Below are 17,640 nucleotides of genomic sequence, written 5' to 3'. Positions count from 1 at the left end.
CCTCCCCCGAGGTCGGGCGTGTCGCACCTTCGAACACCGTGCGAATGAGATCGGGGAACCTCACCGGATGGCCGGAGGCCTGCGCATCGGGATCGCGATCACGGGCCGGAGCACGGGATCAGCGGCCCACGGGCGCGCAGATCGGCCCGACCGAGGTCGAGCGCAAGCACCAAGACTACCCGCCCCGCCGAAGGGGGGTCAAAACGGGTCCAGGTGAGCGTCTGCCGGTGCTCGCAGAGTGCCGCACGACGTGGCGCGCCGCAAGAGGACTCGCCCGCTCGCCGCCGCTCGGCACCCGCTCGTCGCAGACGGGCGGGCACGGGCCGTGACGACCGGTGTGGCCCGTCCGTGCACGTCCTGGCCCCGGAGAGCCGTTCCCGACGCCGTCCGCGGGTGGATACCGTCGCGCATGGCCCTTCCCCGTGCCGCCGTCCGGCTGCTCACCCGGGGCGTCGTCGCCCCGCTGCTTTCCCCCCTGCTGCCGCTGCCGGTCAGCAGGCGCCTGCTCGACGCCACCGGCTACGTCGTGCCGCTCCCCCTCGGCACCCGGCGCACCGCCGTCGACCTCGGTGGCGTGCCGGCCGAGCGCGTCGTCGCCCGCGGCGCCGACGGCCCCCAGCAGGTGCTGTACCTGCACGGCGGCGGCTACAAGACGGGTTCCCCCACCTCGCACCGCGCGCTCACCGCGCACCTGAGCCGGGCGTGCGGCGCCCCGGTGCACGTGCCGGACTACCGGCTCGCGCCCGAGCACCCGTTCCCCGCGGCCGTCGACGACGTCGTGGCCGCGTGGCGGGCTCTGCGCGCAGCGGGACACCCGTCACAACGCATCGCGGTGCTCGGTGATTCCGCGGGCGGCGGACTGGCCGTGGCGCTCGTGCTGCGTCTGCGCGCCGCCGGCGAGGAGCTGCCCGGATCGCTCGGGCTGGTCTCGCCGTGGCTCGACCTCGACCTGAGCTCGCCCTGGGTCACGATCAACACGCGCCACGACGCCATGCTCGACGCGCGCACCCTGGCCCCCGCCGCCGCGCAGTACCGGGCGGGCGCCACGGCCCCCGAGCTCGAGCCCCTGGCCGCCGACCTCACCGGCTTCCCGCCGCTGCACGTCGTCGCCGGCGCCGACGAGGTGCTGGTCGGCGACTCCGACGCCCTCGTCGAGAAGGCGCGGGCGGCGGGCGTGCCCGTCACCTACACCCGGGCGGCCGGGCTCTGGCACGCCTACCCGGTCTTCGCGGGGCTGCTCGCCGAGGCCGACGCCGCCGTGGCGGAGCTCGGGGCGGCGGTGCGCCGTGACTGCGCCGGGGCCCCGGTGCGCGTCGCCGTCGTCGGGGCCGGGTTCGGCGGGATCGGCATGGGCGCCGCCCTGCGGGGCAGCGGGGCCGAGGTGACGATCCTCGACCGGGCCGACGGCGTCGGCGGCGTCTGGCGGGCCAACACCTACCCGGGCGCGGCGTGCGACGTGCCGTCGCACCTGTACTCCTTCTCCTTCGCCCCCGGGCGCGAGTGGACCCGCCGGTTCGCCCCGCAGCCCGACATCCTGCGCTACCTCCAGCGCGTCGCCGCCGAGCACGGGCTCGCCCCGCGGCTGCGCACCGAGGTGACCGAGGCCCACTGGGACGACGCCCGCGGCGTGTGGCGCCTGGACCTGTCCGACGGCGAGACGCTCGAGGCCGACGTGCTGGTGCCGGCGTGCGGGCAGCTCTCGCGCCCGGCCGCGCCCCGGATCCCCGGCCTCGACGCGTTCGCGGGGCCGGTCTTCCACTCCGCGGAGTGGGACCACGACGTCGACCTCACGGGCAAGCGCGTGGCCGTCGTCGGCACAGGGGCGAGCGCCATCCAGTTCGTGCCCGCGATCGTCGACCGGGTGGCGTCGCTGACGGTCTTCCAGCGCTCCGCGCCCTACCTCATCCCCAAGCCCGACCGGGCCTACTCCGCCGCCCACCACGCGTTCTTCCGGGCGGTCCCGGCCTGGCGGCGCGCCGCGCGGGCGTTCTGGTTCGGGTTCTTCGAGACGGGCGCGCTCGGCTTCACCACGGTCCGGTCGCTGACGCTGCCGTTCCGCTGGGCGTACGAGGGGCTGGTGCGCAGCCAGGTGCGCGACACCGCCCTGCGCGAGAAGCTGCGCCCCGACTACCCCGTGGGCTGCAAGCGCGTGCTCATCTCGTCGGACTGGTACCCGGCGGTCGCGCGGCCGCACGTCGACGTCGTGACCTCGGAGGTGGCCGGGGTGACCGCCGGGTCCGTACTCGCGGCCGACGGCACCGAGCACCCCGCCGACGTGATCATCCTCGGCACCGGGTTCGCCACCAGCGACTTCCTCACCCCGATGAAGGTCTTCGGCCCCGGCGGCGCCGAGCTGTCGGACCGCTGGCGCGAGGGCGCCCGCGCGCACCTGGGCATCACCGTCCCCGGCTTCCCCAACCTGTTCCTGCTCTACGGCCCCAACACCAACGTCGGCTCCGGCTCGATCGTGCACATGCTGGAGAGCCAGATCGCCTACGTGCGCCAGGCCGTCGCGGCGGTGGCGGGCGGCGCGGGCCCGCTGTCGGTGCGCCCCGACGTCGAGTCGCGGTTTGACACCGAGGTCCAGGACCGCCTGGGCCGCAGCGTGTGGACCGGCTGCCAGAGCTGGTACCGCACGGCGGGCGGCCGGATCGTCAACAACTGGCCCGGCCTGATGCGCGAGTACCGCAAGCGGACCGCGCAGTTCGACGTGACGGAGTACGAGCAGCTCTGACCCCCCACCTCACACCTGGTCCCTCACACCTGGCACCTCCGCGCGAACGGCACTCTCGCCCAACGTGGTTGGGCGGGAGTGCCGTTCACCTGGGGGGCAGAGCCAGCAGCGGCGGCCGCGGGCGCCGGCACGCGTGCGCGTGGTTGGCCACGAGGTCGTGCAGCACCGTGACGGGGTTCTTCAGCGCGCTCGGCAGGTGGTGGACGACGACCACGCCCTCCGCCATCATCGCCGCGCGCCGGTCCAGGGTGCGGGCGTAGTCGGCCGGACCGAGGTGCCACTCGAGCGAGTCGATCTCCCAGGCCATGCCGACGTCGTCGAACCAGGCGTCGGGCACGGCGACGAGCCGGCCGACCCGGTCGTACAGCTCCGCGTTCCAGATCGGGGCCGGCAGGCCCGAGCGCCGCAGCACCGCCCGGGCCTGCGCCTCGGCCGCGGAGCGCACCCCGTCGCCGACCTCGCGCAGGACCTCCCGGGGCAGCGCGCTCCCCCGCCCGTTTCCCGCCGCGAGCTCGGTGTTGAGGTCCGCCGGGGTGCACCGCCCGCGCTGCACCACCTCGGCGACCGCCGCCCGCACCTCGGTGCGGTTGCGGCTGCGCCGGGCGAAGTCGAGGACCGCGCGGGCCTCGTGCGCGAGGGCCCAGCGACCGGGCGCGGGAACGGGCAGCCGGTCGGTGCGCTCGGCGAGCACCCGCCCGGACCCGGCGCGGCGGACGTCGGCGGCCACGAGCAGGTGGACCGGGCCCGACGGGCGCGGCATGCGCTCCATCCCGTGCAGCTCGAGCGCGTCGGCGCCGGTGAGCACGGCCCCGGGCCCGCCGTGGATCAGCGCCGCCTGCCGGCGGTCGGCCCGGGTGACCGGTCCGTTGTGCAGCAGCAGGATGCCCGGCAGCAGCAGCTGCCACGGCCCACCCGCGCGGCAGCGGTGGCTGATGGTGCTGCGGGGGACGCCGAGCGCCACCAGGTCGACGGCGCGCACGACCGTCGCGCCGCACAGCTGCGGGATCTCGTCGAGGCGGGGCACCCACCGATGGTGCGGCCGGGAGGGGCCCGCGGCGGGACGAGCTGCGGAGCTGTGGATGCGCGGGCCCCCATGTGGACAACCCCGCCACGCACGAACGGCACTCTCGCCCAGCAAGGTTGGGCGAAAGTGCCGTTCGCGCGGGAAGGAGGTGCAGAAGAGGGGGTGGGAAGGGGGGGGGGTGGAGAGGGTGGGGGGTGCGTGGGTGGGGGGCGGAAACGGCGGACGGGGCCGGACACCGCCACGGGAGAGCGGTGTCCGGCCCCGTCCGGGACCCCTCGGCTCGTCCCCGCCCGCTCGGCGGGCGGGGACGTCGCAGCTACCTAGCGGTAGTCGCGGCCGAAGTCGTAGTCGTCCAGCGGCACGGCGGCACCCGTGCCCGTGCCGAACACGTCGGGGCTGTAGTAGCCGTCGTCGTAGCTCGGCAGCGCGTAGGCGGCCGCGCGGGCCTCCTCCGTGGGCTGGACCTGGATGTCGCGGTAGCGGGCGATGCCCGTACCGGCCGGGATCAGCTTGCCGATGATCACGTTCTCCTTGAGCCCGACGAGCTTGTCGCGCTTCCCGTTGATCGCGGCATCGGTGAGGATCCGGGTGGTCTCCTGGAACGAGGCCGCGGACAGCCACGACTCCGTGGCCAGCGAGGCCTTCGTGATCCCCATCAGGACCGGGCGGCCGGACGCGGGCTCGTTGCCCTCGGCCACGACGCGCCGGTTCTGGGTCTCGAAGTCGGCCCGCTCGGCGAGTGCGCCGGGCAGGAACTCCGTGGCCCCCGAGTCGATGATCGTGACCCGGCGCAGCATCTGCCGGACGATGACCTCGATGTGCTTGTCGTGGATGTCCACGCTCTGCGTGCGGTACACCTTCTGCACCTCACGCACCAGGTGCAGCTGCACCTCGCGCGGGCCCATGACGCGCAGCACCTCGTGCGGGTCGGCCGTGCCCTCGAGGAGCAGCTGGCCCACGTGCACGTGGTCGCCGTCGGCCAGCGGACGCTCCTGGCCGTCGACCGTGGTCATCGCGAGCCACTGCCGCTTCGACAGCTTCTCGTAGACGATCTCCTCGCCGCCGTCGTCCGGCGTGAGGGTGATCTTCCAGAAGCGCTCGCCGTCCTCGATGGAGATGCGGCCGTCGACGTCGGCGATGGGCGCCTTGCCCTTCGGGACGCGGGCCTCGAAGAGCTCCTGGACGCGCGGCAGACCCGTCGTGATGTCGTCGCCCGCCACACCACCGGTGTGGAACGTGCGCATCGTCAGCTGGGTGCCGGGCTCACCGATCGACTGCGCCGCGACGATGCCGACCGCCTCGCCGACGTCCACCAGCTTGCCGGTGGCCATCGAGCGGCCGTAGCACATGCCGCAGATGCCGGTGGCCGACGTGCAGGTGAGCGGGCTGCGCACCTTGATCGTCTTGACGCCGGCCGCGACGATCGCGTCGAGCGCCGGGTCGCCGAGGTCCTCGCCGCGGCGGACCACGACCTGGCCGTCGGCGCCGATCGCGTCCTCGCCCGCGGTGCGGGCGTAGACGCTGGTGCGCAGGTAGCGGTGCGGGATCAGGCGGCCGTCGGAGGTCTCCTCCGTGACGGCCATCGTGACGCCCCGCTCGGTGCCGCAGTCGACCTCGCGGACGATGACGTCCTGCGACACGTCCACCAGACGACGGGTCAGGTAGCCCGAGTCGGCGGTGCGCAGCGCCGTGTCGGCGAGGCCCTTGCGGGTGCCGTGCGTGGAGATGAAGTACTCCAGCACCGACAGGCCCTCACGGAAGTTGGCCTTGATCGGACGGGGGATGTACTCGCCCTTGGGGTTGGCCACCAGACCACGCATACCGGCGAGCTGCCGGACCTGGGTCATGTTGCCCGCCGCGCCCGACTTGACGATCGTCGGGATCGGGTTGTCCTCGGGGAAGTTGGCCTCCATGGCCCGGGCGACCTCTTCGGACGCCTGGGTCCAGATCTTGACCATCTCGTCGTTGCGCTCCTGGTGGGACAGGGCCCCGCGCAGGTAGCGCTTGTTGACCTGCTCGGCCTTGACCTCGTAGCCGTCCAGGATCTCCTGCTTGTTCGGCGGCACGATGACGTCGGAGACGGCCATCGTGACCCCGGAGCGCGTGGCCCAGTAGAAGCCCGCGTCCTTGAGCCGGTCGAGGCACTGCGCGACCTCGGTCATCGAGTAGCGCTCGGCCAGATCGTTGATGATCATCGCCTGGCGCTTCTTCGGCAGGATCTCGTTGACGTACGGGTAGTCCGCCGGCAGCAGCTCGTTGAACAGCACCCGGCCCAGGGTCGTGTCGGCCAGCCACGGGTCGCCCTCGGACCAGCCGATGGACTCCGCGACCGCGGCCGGCGGGGTGACCCCGTGCAGGCGGATCTTCATCGGCGCCTGCAGGTGGAGCACCTTGCGGTCGTACGCCATGATCGCCTCGGCGACCGAGGAGTAGATCCCGCCCTCGCCGTGGGCGCCCTCGCGCAGCCGGCTCAGGTGGTAGATGCCCGTGACCATGTCGAGTCGCGGCATGGCGAGTGGACGCCCGGACGCCGGCGACAGGATGTTGTTCGACGACAGCATCAGCACGCGGGCCTCGGACTGCGCCTCGGCCGACAGCGGCAGGTGGACCGCCATCTGGTCACCGTCGAAGTCGGCGTTGAACGCCTCGCAGACCAGCGGGTGCAGCTGGATGGCCTTGCCCTCCACCAGCTGCGGCTCGAAGGCCTGGATGCCGAGGCGGTGCAGGGTCGGTGCGCGGTTGAGCAGCACCGGGTGCTCGGAGATGACCTCCTCGAGCACGTCCCACACCTGCGAGCGGCCGCGCTCGACCATGCGCTTCGCGGACTTGATGTTCTGCGCGTGGTTGAGGTCGACCAGCCGCTTCATGACGAACGGCTTGAACAGCTCCAGGGCCATCTGCTTGGGCAGACCGCACTGGTGCAGCTTGAGCTGCGGGCCGACGACGATGACCGAACGGCCCGAGTAGTCGACGCGCTTGCCGAGCAGGTTCTGGCGGAACCGGCCCTGCTTGCCCTTGAGCAGGTCGGACAGCGACTTGAGCGGCCGGTTGCCCGGGCCCGTCACCGGCCGGCCGCGGCGGCCGTTGTCGAACAGCGCGTCGACGGCCTCCTGCAGCATCCGCTTCTCGTTGTTGACGATGATCTCGGGCGCGCCGAGGTCGATCAGTCGCTTGAGGCGGTTGTTGCGGTTGATGACCCGGCGGTACAGGTCGTTCAGGTCGCTCGTGGCGAAGCGGCCACCGTCGAGCTGCACCATCGGGCGCAGGTCCGGCGGGATGACCGGGACGCAGTCGAGCACCATGCCCATCGGCGAGTTGCCGGTGGTCTGGAACGCCGCGACGACCTTGAGGCGCTTGAGGGCGCGGAGCTTCTTCTGCCCCTTGCCGCTGCGGATGGTCTCCCGCAGGTTCTCGGCCTCGGCCGGGATGTCGAAGTTCTGCAGCAGCGTCTGGATCGCCTCGGCGCCCATGGCGCCGGTGAAGTAGTCGCCGTACCGGTCGTAGAGCTCCCGGTAGATCGACTCGTCGGCGATGAGCTGCTGCACGTCGAGCTTGGTGAACGCGGTCCAGATCTCGTCGAGCCGGTCCAGCTCGCGCTGGGCGCGGTCGCGGAGCTGGCGCATCTCGCGCTCGCCACCGTCCTTGACCTTGCGGCGGACGTCGCCCTTCGCGCCCTCGGCCTCGAGCTCGGCCAGGTCGGCCTCGAGCTTCTGGGCCCGCTCCTCGAGATCGGTGTCGCGCCGGTTCTCGACCCGCTTGCGCTCCACGCTCATCTCGGTCTCGAGCGTGGACAGGTCGTTGTGGCGGAGCTCCTTGTTGACCGACGTGATCACGTAGGCCGCGAAGTAGATGATCTTCTCGAGGTCCTTGGGCGCCAGGTCGAGCAGGTAGCCCAGGCGGCTCGGCACACCCTTGAAGTACCAGATGTGCGTGACCGGGGCGGCCAGCTCGATGTGCCCCATCCGCTCACGACGCACCTTGGCGCGCGTGACCTCCACGCCGCAGCGCTCGCAGATGATGCCCTTGAACCGGACGCGCTTGTACTTGCCGCAGTAGCACTCCCAGTCGCGGGTCGGGCCGAAGATCTTCTCGCAGAAGAGTCCGTCCTTCTCCGGCTTGAGGGTGCGGTAGTTGATCGTCTCGGGCTTCTTGACCTCACCATGCGACCACTGACGGATGTCCTCGGCCGTGGCCAGGCCGATGCGCAGTTCGTCGAAGAAGTTGACGTCGAGCACTATTCGCCTCAGTTCCTTCTTGTGTATCTGGCTCGGGCGGTCAGTTGACGACGTCGTCGACGGTCATCGACTCGGACCCGGGGCGGCTGGACAGGTTGATGCCCAGGTTCGCCGCGGCCCGCTCGAGGTCCTCGTCGTCGGTGTCGCGCATCTCGATCGCCTGGCCGTCGCTGGAGAGCACCTCGACGTTCAGGCAGAGCGACTGGAGCTCCTTGAGCAGCACCTTGAACGACTCGGGGATTCCCGGCTCGGGGATGTTCTCGCCCTTGACGATCGCCTCGTAGACCTTGACGCGGCCCGCGACGTCGTCCGACTTGATCGTCAGCAGCTCCTGGAGCGTGTACGCCGCCCCGTAGGCCTGCATCGCCCAGCACTCCATCTCACCGAAGCGCTGGCCACCGAACTGCGCCTTACCACCGAGGGGCTGCTGCGTGATCATCGAGTACGGGCCGGTGGAACGGGCGTGGATCTTGTCGTCCACCAGGTGCAGCAGCTTGAGGATGTACATGTAGCCGACGGCCACCGGGAACGGGAAGGGCTCCCCGGACCGGCCGTCCATCAGCGTGGCCTTGCCGTCGGGCCCGACCATCCGCTCGCCGTCGCGGTTGGGCAGCGTGGATCCGAGCAGGCCCGTGATCTCGTGCTCCTTGGCGCCGTCGAAGACCGGGGTGGCGGTCTTCGTGCCGGCCGGGGCCTCGTAGAGGCTCTCGGGGAGCTGCTTGGCCCACTCGGGCTTGCCCTCGATGTCCCACCCGGTCTTGGCGATCCACCCGAGGTGGGTCTCCAGGACCTGGCCGATGTTCATCCGTCGCGGCACGCCGTGCGTGTTCAGGATGATGTCGATCGGGGTGCCGTCGGGCAGGAAGGGCATGTCCTCGGCGGGGAGGATCTTGCCGATGACGCCCTTGTTGCCGTGGCGGCCGGCGAGCTTGTCGCCGTCCTGGATCTTGCGCTTCTGGGCCACGTAGACGCGGACCAGCTCGTTGACGCCGGGCGCCAGCTCGTCCTCGTCGTCGCGGGAGAAGACCCGGATGCCGATGACCTTGCCGGTCTCGCCGTGGGGCACCTTGAGCGAGGTGTCGCGGACCTCGCGCGCCTTCTCGCCGAAGATCGCGCGGAGCAGGCGCTCCTCCGGGGTCAGCTCGGTCTCGCCCTTGGGCGTGACCTTGCCGACCAGGATGTCGCCGGGCTGGACCTCGGCACCGATCCGGATGATGCCGCGCTCGTCGAGGTCGGCCAGGACCTCCTCGGAGACGTTCGGGATGTCCCGGGTGATCTCCTCGGCGCCCAGCTTGGTGTCGCGGGCGTCGATCTCGTGCTCCTCGATGTGGATCGACGTGAGCACGTCGTCCTGCACCAGGCGCTGCGAGAGGATGATCGCGTCCTCGTAGTTGTGGCCCTCCCACGGCATGATCGCCACGAGCAGGTTCTTGCCCAGGGCCATCTCGCCGTTCTCGGTGCACGGGCCGTCGGCCAGCACCTGCCCGACCTCGACGCGCGCACCCTCGACCACGATCGGCTTCTGGTTGGTGCACGTGCCCTGGTTGCTGCGGCGGAACTTGTGCAGCCGGTACGTGCGGCGGGTGCCGTCGTCGGCCATCACCGTGATGAAGTCGGCGCACAGCTCCTCGACGACGCCGGCCTTCTCGGCCACGACCACGTCGCCCGCGTCGACCGCGGCGCGCAGCTCCATGCCCGTGCCCACCAGCGGCGAGTCGGAGCGGAGCAGCGGCACCGACTGGCGCTGCATGTTGGCGCCCATCAGGGCGCGGTTGGCGTCGTCGTGCTCGAGGAACGGGATCATCGCCGTGGCGACCGACACCATCTGCCGCGGGGAGACGTCGATGTAGTCGACGCCGGCCGGGGAGATGTAGTCGACCTCGCCGCCCTTGCGGCGCACCAGCACGCGGCTGCCCACGAAGTTGCCGTCCTCATCGAGCGGCTCGTTGGCCTGCGCGATGACGAAGCGGTCCTCCTCGTCGGCCGTCAGGTAGTCGATCTGGTCGCCCGCGCGGCCGTTCTCGACCTTGCGGTACGGCGACTGGATGAAGCCGAACGGGTTGACCTGCGCGAAGCTCGACAGCGACCCGATCAGGCCGATGTTCGGGCCCTCCGGCGTCTCGATCGGGCACATGCGGCCGTAGTGGCTGGGGTGCACGTCGCGCACCTCGAAGCCGGCGCGCTCGCGGGACAGACCACCCGGGCCCAGCGCGGACAGGCGACGCTTGTGCGTCAGGCCCGCGAGGGGGTTGGTCTGGTCCATGAACTGCGACAGCTGCGACGTGCCGAAGAACTCCTTGATCGCCGCCACGACGGGACGGATGTTGATCAGGGTCTGCGGCGTGATCGCCTCGACGTCCTGCGTGGTCATCCGCTCGCGGACGACGCGCTCCATGCGCGAGAGGCCGACCCGGATCTGGTTCTGGATCAGCTCGCCCACGGTGCGCAGGCGGCGGTTGCCGAAGTGGTCGATGTCGTCGGTCTCGACGGGGATCTCGATCCCCGAGCCCTCCTCGCCCTCGACCGCGCCGGAGACCATCGAGGTGTCGCCGGCGTGCAGCCGGACGAGGTACTCGATGGTGGTGGCGATGTCCTCCTCGGTCAGCGTGCCGATCGGGTTCGGCGTCGTGAGACCGAGCTTCTTGTTGACCTTGTAGCGGCCCACCTTGGCGAGGTCGTAGCGCTTGTCCTTGAAGAACAGGTTCTCCAGGAGCGTCTGCGCGCTCTCGCGGGTGGGGGGCTCGCCGGGGCGCAGCTTGCGGTAGATGTCGAGCAGCGCCTCGTCCTGGCCGGCCGTGTGGTCCTTCTCCAGGGTGGCGAGCATCGTCTCGGAGAAGCCGAAGCGCTTCGAGATCTGCTCGGCGTCCCAGCCGAGCGCCTTGAGGAGCACGGTGACCGGCTGGCGGCGCTTGCGGTCGATGCGGACGCCGACGGTGTCGCGCTTGTCGACGTCGAACTCCAGCCACGCACCGCGGCTGGGGATGACCTTGACCGAGTAGACGTCCTTCTCGGTCGTCTTGTCGATGTTGTGGTCGAAGTAGACACCCGGCGACCGGACGAGCTGGGACACCACGACACGCTCGGTGCCGTTGATGATGAAGGTGCCCTTCGACGTCATCACGGGGAAGTCGCCCATGAAGACCGTCTGGCTCTTGATCTCACCGGTGGTGTTGTTCGTGAACTCCGCGGTGACGAACAGCGGAGCCGCGTACGTCATGTCCTTGTCCTTGCACTCCTCCTCCGACGCCTTCACTTCGTCGAAGCGGGGGTCGGAGAAGGACAGGGACATCGACCCGGAGAAGTCCTCGATGGGCGAGATCTCGGTGAGGATCTCCTCGAGACCGCCCACCGGGTTCTCGTCACCGGCATCGATCCGCCGCTGGAACCACGCCTCGTCGCCGACGAGCCACTCGAACGACTGCGTCTGCAGGTCGAGCAGATCGGGCACCCGGAGGGGCTCGCGGATCTTCGCGAAGGAGACCCGGGTGGGGGCTCCGGGGAGGGCCATGTGGTCCGAGGTGGTCGCGGGGGTCTTGGTGGCGTGCGGCGATGCCAAGATGCGTCCTTCCGGAACTGCGCTCTTCATCTGGCGGGCCCCGGGTTCCTCGCGCTACCGTCTCGTTCATCCGGTAGGAGCGGGATGGTCCTGGGCACACCGTCTGTTGTCAGGGCGCGGCCGCCGACCACCTTCGCGAGCAGTCGAAGTGGTTCCCACCGGAGCTCGTTCTCCCGGGCGGAGTCCTCGATGCGCGCGCGAAGCTGGACGGAGGCAGCGCAAAGAGGCAGTCTAGCTGCAAACGCAGCCGCTGTCGAGACGGGTCACCAAGGCAACCATCGAGACCTAAGAGTGACCTGACAGGCGCACCGAGTCAAGACTCTACGCGTCGGTAAGTGGTCTGTTCCGCGGGATGGACGGTGGTTCAACGAGCATCCGCGCAGATGGCGACCGTTCATCCCGAGGGTTCACCCCGTTGTGTCGACGGTCGGCGGTGGCACCCGCTCCCGTCGCGCTCCGTGGTCGGACGACGGTCAGGACGGGCGACGCCCCGCCTTGACAGCGCGTGATCGCCGACACAACGATCGCGAGCGTCAACGATTATGTCGACGAACGAGGAGACATCGATGTCCGACGCCCCCGACATGCGCGATCTGCTCGGTGCAGACGCCCCCTCCAACTGGGGCAAGTGGGGACCGGACGACGAGCTCGGCGCCCTGAACTACCTCGACGCGGGCGAGGTGCTCCGGGGCATCCAGCACGTGAAGTCCGGTGAGACGTTCACCCTGCAGATCCAGATGGGGCGCACCGACGGGCCCGGCGACCCGCTGTGGCCCGGCCGCGAGGGGATCAAGCGCAAGAACGAGCTCGACGAGAGCACCTGGGACGGCGAGGGCGCCCCCGCGTTCCCCGGGGGCCTGCACTACGCCGACGACACCGCGCACATCTTCCTGCAGGGCTCCACGCAGTACGACGCGCTGGGCCACGTCTGGTACGACGGCCAGCTCTGGAACGGCTACGACGCGCGGACCACCATCGACGCGATGCAGAAGGCCTCGGTGCTCCCCATCGCCGAGAAGGGCGTCGTCGGGCGCGGGGTACTGATCGACATGGCGCGCCACCGCGGCAAGCAGTGGCTGGACAAGGGCGAGACGTTCGACCACACCGACCTCGAGGCCGCCGCGCAGGCCCAGGGCGTCACCATCGAGCCGCACGACGTGCTGTGCGTCCGCACCGGCTGGATGAAGTACTGGTACGAGCTCAACGACCCGGCCAAGTTCTACGAGGGCTTCCAGGAGCCGGGCCTGACCTACTCCCGCGAGCTCGTGCAGTGGTTCCAGGACCGCGAGGTCCCCAACCTCGTCACCGACACCATCGCCAACGAGGTCACCTACGAGCCCGGGACGGGCGTCGCGCTCCCCCTGCACTGCGCCCTGATGCGCAACCTCGGCGTCACGCTCACCGAGATCGCCTGGCTCGACGACCTCGCCGACGCCTGCGCCATGGACGGCAGGTGGAGCTTCCTCTACGTCGCCGCGCCGCTGAAGGTCGTCAACGGCACCGGCGCCCCGGTCAACCCGGTGGCCATCCGATGACCGCCGCCGCCGACTCCACGACCTACGGCTCCAAGCCGTGGCTGGCCCGCTACGCGCCCGGCCAGCCGTCGTCGATCACCGTCGAGTTCGACAGCGCCCTGGACATGTTCCGGGCCGCCGTCGCGCGCGACCCCGACGGCGAGATCATCCGCTACTTCGACGGCCGCATCACCCTGCGCGAGCTCGACGCGCTCACCGACGCGTTCGCCGCCGGCATCACCGACGCCGGGTTCTCCCCCGGCGAGCGCGTGGCCGTCTACCTGCAGAACGTGCCGCAGTTCCTCATCGCCCAGATCGGGACCTGGAAGGCCGGCGGCATCGCCGTGTCGATCAACCCGATGAACAAGGAGCGCGAGCTCACCGAGCTGCTCACCGACTCCGGGGCGACCGTGCTGGTGTGCCTGGAGAGCCTGCACCGCGACGTCGCGGCGTCGGTGGTGCCGGGCACCGAGGTCCGCACCGTGATCACCACCTCGGAGCTGGAGCACCAGACCCGCAACGACCCGCGGATCTTCTCCGGCGTCGAGCGGATCGCCTGCGAGGGCACCGTCGACATGGCGGGGCTGCTGGAGCGGTTCGCCGGGCAGGCGCCGCCGGAGGTGTCCCTCGGGCCGGACGACATCGCGTTCCTGACCTACACCTCGGGCACCACCGGCCCGCCCAAGGGCGCGATGACGACCCACCGCAACGTCGTCTTCAACGCCCAGACCTACCGCGAGTGGGTGGGCCTGACCAGCGACGACGTGGTGCTCGGCGTCGCGCCGCTGTTCCACATCACCGGCCTGATCGCCCACATCGCGATCTCGCTGCTGATCGGGGCGCCGCTGGTGCTCATGTACCGCCTCGACCCGGCCGTCACGATCGAGACCGTCCGCGACGAGCGGGCCACCTTCACCGTCGGGTCGATCACGGTGTTCATCGCGCTGATGAACTCCCCCGCGGCGGAGAAGGAGGCGCTGGCGTCGCTGACCAAGATCCTGTCCGGCGGGGCGCCCATCCCGCCGTCCACGGTGAAGGCGTTCAAGGCGGCGTTCGGGCACTACATCCACAACGTCTACGGCCTCACCGAGACCACGTCCCCGAGCCACGGCACCCCGTTCGGCACCGAGGGCCCGGTCGACGAGGCCTCGGGCGCGCTGTCGGTCGGCGTCCCCGTCTACGACACGGTCGTGCAGATCGTCGACGACAAGGGCGAGGACCTGCCCGTCGGCGAGATCGGCGAGCTCGTGACCACCGGGCCGCAGGTCGTCGTCGGGTACTGGAACAAGCCCGAGGAGACCGCCAAGGCGCTGCCCGGCGGCTCGCTGCACACCGGCGACGTCGGGTACATGGACGCCGACGGCTGGTTCTACATCGTCGACCGCAAGAAGGACCAGATCAACGCGGGCGGCTACAAGGTCTGGCCCCGCGAGGTCGAGGACGTGCTCTACGAGCACGAGGCGGTGCGCGAGGCCGCCGTGGTGGGGGTGCCCGACGAGTACCGGGGCGAGAGCGTCAAGGCGTTCGTCAGCCTGCGCCCGGGCAAGGAGGTCAGCGAGGCGGACCTCATCGCGTTCACCAAGCAGCGCATGGCCGCCTACAAGTACCCGCGGCAGATCGAGTTCCTCGACGAGATCCCGAAGACCGTCACCGGCAAGCTCCTGCGCCGGGAGCTGCGCGGCCGCTGACGCCCACCCGGGTCACCGCAACGACGAACGGCCCTCCCGTCGGAAGACGGGAGGGCCGTTCGGGCGTGCGGGGGTGGAGCGGGATCAGCTCAGGCTGACCTTCGCGCCGGCGTCCTCGAGCTTGGCCTTGGCGGCGTCGGCCGCGGCCTTGTCGACACCCTCGAGGATCGGCTTGGGGGCCGACTCGACGAGGTCCTTGGCCTCCTTGAGGCCCAGGCCCGAGACGAGCTCGCGGACGACCTTGATGACCTGGATCTTCTTGTCGCCGGCGGCGTCGAGGACGACGTTGAACTCGTCCTTCTCCTCCTCGGCGGGCGCGGCGGCACCACCGGCGGCGGGGCCGGCGGCGGCGACGGCGACCGGGGCGGCCGCGGTGACGTCGAAGGTCTCCTCGAACTTCTTCACGAACTCCGACAGCTCGAGCAGCGTCAGGTCCTTGAAGGCGTCGAGCAGCTCGTCGGTGGACAGCTTCGCCATGGTGGCGGTCCTTTCTCAGGGGTGGAGCACAGAACGGGGGGGTGGAGCTCAGCTCGCGGCGTCGGCCGGGGCCTCGGTGGTGCTGTCGTCGGTGCTGCCGGCGTCGGCGGCACCGTCCTCGGCGGCGGCCGGAGCCGCACCCTCGGACTCGGCCCGCTTGTCGGCGAGCGCCTGCGCCAGGCGGGCGACCTGCGACGCCGGAGCGGCGAACAGACCGGCGGCCTTGGACAGGTTGGCCTTCATCGCGCCGGCCAGCTTGGCCAGCAGGACCTCGCGGGACTCCAGGTCGGCCAGCTGGGCGACCTCGGCGACGGTCAGCGCGCGACCGTCCATGAAGCCGCCCTTGATGACCAGGCCCTTGTTGTCCTTGGCGAAGTCGCGCAGCGCCTTGGCGGCCTCGGAGGGCTCGCCGGTGACGAACGCGATCGCGGTCGGGCCGATGAGCATCGACTCGAGGCCGTCGACACCGGCGTTCTCCGCGGCCCGCTTCACCAGGGTGTTCTTGGCGACGCGGTACGTGGCGTCCTGGCCCAGCGCGCGCCGCAGGGCGGTCAGCTGGGTCATGGTGAGGCCGCGGTACTCGGTGACGACCGAGGCGGACGCGCCCCGGAACCGGCTGGCGATCTCTTCGACCGCCGTGACCTTGTCGGATCGGGCCATTCCTGCCTCCTCTCGGGTAGTCGTCTTCGGATGGATCTGCGGGTCCGACCGCGGGGCGACGACTGCCCTGGAGACGACGAACGCCCCGGCGCAGGAGCGCACGGGGCGGAGCGGGCGCCTTCGCGCCCGGAGCTACCTCGTCCTCCTGCGCGGGTCGCCCGCTGCTGCGGGGCCTTCGTGCGCCTTCCCGGGGTGACCCGGGCGGGCGCAGACCTGCGGTCTTCGGTGGAACCGTCCACGAGGGTACGCGCCCCCGCGCCCGGCCCGGCGCGGGGGTGGCGCCGGTCAGCGGCTCTCGACCGCGGCGATCCGCCAGCGCCCGTCGACGCGCTCGCCGGTGACGGTGAGCCGGCCCGCGGCCGCGACCTGCTCGGCGCTGGCCGCGGTCGTCGCCTGCTGGTCCATGAAGGCGACGAGCACGGCGGTGTCGCCGTCGATGCGCTGCACGGCCGAGACGTTCACGACGGCGGAGACGACGGCCTGCTGCTGCGGTGCCAGCTCCCGGACCTGCGCGAACAGGCGGTCGAACTCCGGGGTGAACGCGTCGGTGATGACGCCGCGGGCGGCCCGCTCGTTCTCGTCGAGGCGGGTGAAGTCGTAGGAGTAGAGCGTCTCCAGCGCGTCGCCGAGCTGGGTGCTCACCTCGGAGGTGGCGGCGAGGTCGGTCAGCGCGGTGTTGGCCGCGGCCGGGGTGCCGCGCAGCGAGGCCGCGGCGATCCCGGAGAACGCCGCCAGCGCGACGAGGACGACGAGCGCCGCGGCCAGCACGGGCACCGTGCGCAGGCGGGCGAGCAGCGCGCGGCCACGGCCGGAGGACCGGCGCCCGGCGGACTCGGTGGCCTCCGCCTCGTCACGGGCCGGGCGGCGGCGCCCGCGGGGGGTCGCCTTCTCCAGGTCGACCGGAGCGTCCCCGTCGGTCGCGTCGTCGGGCTCGGGCTCCCCGGTCACGAGGTCGGCGGGGTCGGCGGGGTCGGCGGGGTCGGCGGGGTCGGCGGGGTCGGGCTGCGTCCGCGCCCGCGGCTTCACCGGGGCGGCGGGACGGGCGGCGCGGACCCCGGTCAGGGTCGGCCCCTCCCCCTCGGTCTCCGGGCGGCCGGGCACCGCCGTGCCGGCGACCTTGGGACGGCGGGTGGCGGGGCCGGGGCTCGTACGACGGCGTGCGGGCATCTCTCGCACCTCCTGGTCGGGTCGGGGGGTGGTCAGCGGACGACGTCGGCCCGGCTGGCCTTCCATCCCTGCTCGGTGCGGGTCATCTCGATCTGCAGGCGCTGCCGCAGCAGCACCGGGTCCTCGTCGGGCACCACGACCTGCACGTCCACCCCGACGACGACGCGCGCCACGCCGGCCCGCAGGTCCAGCTCGGCCACCGCCGCGTCCGCGACCGACGCCGTCGTGCTGCGCCCGGACTGCGTGACGAGCCCGGCGTACTCGGCGCGGTTGGCGCGGAACTCCTCGAGCAGCCCGCCGGTGGAGGACTGCTCCCACAGGTCCAGGCCCGGCTCGACGTCGGCCGAGTCGAGCGTGTTGAGGTTGATGGCCGCCTGCCGGGCGTCGACGAGCACGACGTCGCGCGTGCGGGCGAGCTCCAGCGAGTCGTCGGTGGCGGTGAACGCCCACAGCACCCCGAGCACGAGGGCGGCCAGCGCCGCGACGGCGACCAGCACCGTCAGCAGCCGGACCGGGTCGCGGCGGGGTGCGGCGGGCCCGGGGGCCGCGTCGCGCTCGTCGAGCTGGGTCATCGCACCCTCCAGG

10 protein-coding genes are annotated in these 17,640 nt (G+C 71.5%); 3 read left to right on the top strand and 7 right to left on the bottom strand.

What is annotated here, in order from left to right; all coding sequences use genetic code 11:
- Positions 1–409 precede the first annotated feature (409 nt).
- On the top strand, positions 410–2,734 hold the full coding sequence (locus HOP40_RS36585) for an alpha/beta hydrolase fold domain-containing protein (protein ID WP_172157747.1): 2,325 nt from the start codon (positions 410–412) through the stop codon (positions 2,732–2,734).
- 85 nt (positions 2,735–2,819) lie between these two features.
- Here HOP40_RS36585 and HOP40_RS12110 read toward each other — a convergent pair whose 3' ends face one another.
- The 3 genes from HOP40_RS12110 to rpoB form a co-directional block, all read right to left on the bottom strand.
- Entirely contained in the window at positions 2,820–3,758 is a 939-nt protein-coding gene (locus HOP40_RS12110) for a hypothetical protein (protein WP_172157745.1), read from the bottom strand.
- A gap of 320 nt (positions 3,759–4,078) precedes the next feature.
- A complete protein-coding gene (locus HOP40_RS12105; RefSeq protein WP_172157743.1) occupies positions 4,079–7,993 on the bottom strand; it encodes a DNA-directed RNA polymerase subunit beta' in 3,915 nt (1,304 codons plus the stop codon).
- A 40-nt stretch (positions 7,994–8,033) separates the two neighbouring features.
- Positions 8,034–11,549 carry a DNA-directed RNA polymerase subunit beta gene (rpoB, locus tag HOP40_RS12100; protein WP_420821800.1) on the bottom strand — a complete coding sequence of 1,172 codons (3,516 nt, stop codon included), beginning with the start codon at positions 11,547–11,549 and terminating at the stop codon, positions 8,034–8,036.
- A 566-nt stretch (positions 11,550–12,115) separates the two neighbouring features.
- Between rpoB and HOP40_RS12095 the strand changes: the two genes are divergently transcribed.
- Both HOP40_RS12095 and HOP40_RS12090 read left to right on the top strand, forming a co-directional pair.
- Positions 12,116–13,084, top strand: a complete 969-nt coding sequence (locus tag HOP40_RS12095; RefSeq protein WP_172157741.1) for a cyclase family protein — start codon at positions 12,116–12,118, stop codon at positions 13,082–13,084.
- The gene (locus HOP40_RS12090) at positions 13,081–14,751 is read left to right on the top strand and encodes a long-chain-fatty-acid--CoA ligase (protein WP_172157739.1); all 1,671 of its coding nucleotides are present in this window, start codon (positions 13,081–13,083) and stop codon (positions 14,749–14,751) included. Before HOP40_RS12095 ends, HOP40_RS12090 begins: the two co-directional genes overlap by 4 nt.
- Before the next feature lie 84 nt (positions 14,752–14,835).
- Here HOP40_RS12090 and rplL read toward each other — a convergent pair whose 3' ends face one another.
- The 4 genes from rplL to HOP40_RS12070 all read right to left on the bottom strand — a co-directional run bounded on the left by rplL (position 14,836) and on the right by HOP40_RS12070 (position 17,627).
- Positions 14,836–15,228 (bottom strand): 50S ribosomal protein L7/L12, encoded by a 393-nt coding sequence (rplL, locus tag HOP40_RS12085; protein ID WP_172157737.1) that lies wholly within the window; start codon positions 15,226–15,228, stop codon positions 14,836–14,838.
- A gap of 48 nt (positions 15,229–15,276) precedes the next feature.
- Positions 15,277–15,888: a 50S ribosomal protein L10 gene (rplJ, locus tag HOP40_RS12080; RefSeq protein WP_172157735.1), complete on the bottom strand. Its 612-nt coding sequence runs from the start codon at positions 15,886–15,888 to the stop codon at positions 15,277–15,279.
- 285 nt (positions 15,889–16,173) lie between these two features.
- Entirely contained in the window at positions 16,174–17,055 is an 882-nt protein-coding gene (locus HOP40_RS12075; RefSeq protein ID WP_172157733.1) for a nuclear transport factor 2 family protein, read from the bottom strand.
- Between the two features lie 32 nt (positions 17,056–17,087).
- Positions 17,088–17,627, bottom strand: coding sequence for a hypothetical protein (locus HOP40_RS12070; protein ID WP_172157731.1), 540 nt, complete (start codon positions 17,625–17,627; stop codon positions 17,088–17,090).
- Positions 17,628–17,640: the final 13 nt, after the last annotated feature.

Origin of the sequence: Pseudonocardia broussonetiae, from assembly GCF_013155125.1 — a bacterium.
Lineage (GTDB): Bacteria > Actinomycetota > Actinomycetes > Mycobacteriales > Pseudonocardiaceae > Pseudonocardia > Pseudonocardia broussonetiae.
The sequence above is the reverse complement of the archived record's forward strand: the minus strand, read 5'-3'. Positions and strand labels throughout refer to the sequence as shown.